We start from the raw sequence: 2,475 nt of genomic DNA on the forward strand, positions 1-2,475 counted from the left end.
CTGTTTATGGCAAACTAAAAATGTAGGCCATGGCATTCCTTTTATGTAGGTGGCCTTGAGAGGCAGCTATACAAAAAAAAAGCCACTTGCTAACATCCCAAAAATTCAATACACTTCCTGTTGGACCCAATACTGGCAGGAGGTAGTTTTAGGAGATGTTACAAGTGACCGAAATTAATTATATCAGACAAGAAGTTAATGGGAAAGGTTATTCCTATTCGGATGTGGCTAGAAGAACAAATAAAGATGTCAGAACCGTCAAAAAATATGCTGATCTCGAGGAGTTTCAACCAGAGAATAAGAGGAAGAAATCACAACCAGCTCCTGTGATGGACCCAGTAAAAGATATTGTGGATCAATGGTTGAAGGAAGATATGAAGAAGAAAAAGAAATATCTCAGGACTGCCAAACGTATATGGCAGCTACTTGTAAATCATGAGGAATTAGATTTTAAAGGATCTGATCGTACAGTAAGGGCCTATGTCTCGAAACGTAAAAAGGAATTATTAGAAGAAAGTGAAAATGCAGCTATTCCTTTAGAATCAAGGGCTGGTGATGCACAGGTAGACTTTGGGGAAGCACCCTTTAAAAGAAACGGCAAGGTCGTTGACCTTCCATATCTCGTTATGTCCTTTCCTTACAGTAATGCTTTCTTCGTTCAAGTCTTTGAATCTCAGAATCAAGATTGTTTCTTAGAAGGATTAAAACGATTTTTTAACTACTTAGAAGGTGTGCCCAAGAGGATACGTTTTGATAATTTGTCGCCAGCCGTGAAGAAGATTCTTCCACAGGGGAAACGAGAGTTAACAGAGGGTTTTGAGAGATTTGCCTTACACTATGGTTTTGAGTATGAATTCTGTAACCCTGGTGCTGGTAATGAAAAAGGGCATGTAGAAGCAATGGTAAAATACGTACGGAATAATTTCTTTTTACCGGAACGCTCTGTGTATCAACTAGAAGAATTGAATCATCGGTTGTGGGAAGAAGCAGAGAATGATCGATACCGTATGCACTACGAAAAGAAGCAGGAGATCGCTAAATTATTTGTGGAGGATCGTGAGGCGTTATTCTACTTACCTCCTAAAGAATACACAGGTAGACGCATCGAAACACTGAAAGCAGATAAGTATGGGTACGTCCTTGTAGATTCCAAAAGGTACTCTACTTCCCCGCGCTATGCGAACAATAGAGTATTGGTAGGTATTCATTACAATCGCATTGATATCCTCACGGATCAATACGAAGTCATCGTAAGCCATGAACGCTTATATGGAAAAGAGTCTAAGTCTATGATTTGGCACCCTTATCTATCACTTATGGCTAAGAGACCAACCGCTCTAAAGTACACGACCTTTTATAATCAGCTTCCAGATTCGTGGCAAAAATATCTACACGACTGTACAGTCGAAGAAAAGAAAAAAGCGCTTCTTCTATTATCAACCTTATTAAAGAGTAATCGCTTAGAAAAAGCCACAGAAGCCTTAGAGATCGCTTCTGAGAGGTGCCATCCGTCTTCAGAGGCGATAAAGCAAGTCTTCCATCAATTGATTCATGGCCGTGGTCAAAGGCAAACGCAAACGCTTAAACTCAAAAGTGCCGTGCCAGCTATGCCGATTGCCGAACGTGGTATGAAGCAATATGATGCCTTCTTTACATTAGGAGGCGATCTAAAGTGAAGCAAGAAAAGATCCAGGAATATGCTAAACGTTTGAAGCTTAGTTGGATTCGTGAGCACTTTCATGAAGTGGATTCGAAGAATCCTCAAGAGTATTTATTAACGCTTTTTGAAAAAGAAATAGAACAACGAGAGGAAAGAAAAATCAACTTACTGCTTAAAGCGGCAACCTTGCCAAACGTATCTGGCAAACCTTTTGACTGGAAAAATATTCAGCTTGGACACGGGTTAAGCCAACAATACTTATTAGACGGAACGTTTATAGAAACGAAGGAGAATATGGTTTTCTATGGGGGTGTAGGTGCTGGAAAGACATACCTCTCCACACTCATTGGCCTAAATGCCATACATAAGCATGGCAAGCGTGTTAAGTTTTACACGATTGCCTCTCTCGCAAATGAGCTATTAGATGCCAATGAAAAAGGTACTCTTACTAAATTTTTCAAGAGAATTGAGAAGCTAGATCTATTAATACTTGACGAACTAGGTTATATCCCCCTACATAAGCAGGGAGCCGAGTTACTTTTCCAAGTCATTTCTCTGTGTTATGAAAAAAGAAGTATTATTATCACGACAAACCTTCAATTTGGGCAATGGAATCATGTTTTTGGAGATCCTATTTTAACGGAAGCAGTTGTAGATCGTCTAATTCACCATTCCCACTTAGTCCTTTTTGGAGGAGATAGTAATCGAATGAAAGAGTCATTAGCACTAAGAGAATTATAAGTTAGAGAACTTAGGTTAGTAAGTGGCATTCAAAAAGGTTTGCCGTTTTAGACATTTTTCTCTTGCCAAATACA

General features: G+C 39.4%; 2 protein-coding genes. Both read left to right on the forward strand.

Features of this window, described 5'->3' with window-relative positions:
* Positions 1-155: 155 nt before the first annotated feature.
* Positions 156-1,676, forward strand: coding sequence for an IS21 family transposase (gene istA, locus A33I_RS18560; RefSeq protein WP_022629815.1), 1,521 nt, complete (start codon positions 156-158; stop codon positions 1,674-1,676).
* Complete coding sequence (gene istB, locus A33I_RS18565) at positions 1,673-2,401, forward strand: IS21-like element helper ATPase IstB (protein ID WP_022629816.1); 729 nt, start codon at positions 1,673-1,675, stop codon at positions 2,399-2,401. The genes istA and istB overlap by 4 nt, the downstream gene beginning before the upstream one ends.
* The last annotated feature ends 74 nt before the right edge of the window (positions 2,402-2,475 follow it).

Source organism: Alkalihalophilus marmarensis DSM 21297 (assembly GCF_000474275.2).
Classification (GTDB): Bacteria; Bacillota; Bacilli; order Bacillales; family Bacillaceae_D; genus Alkalihalophilus; species Alkalihalophilus marmarensis.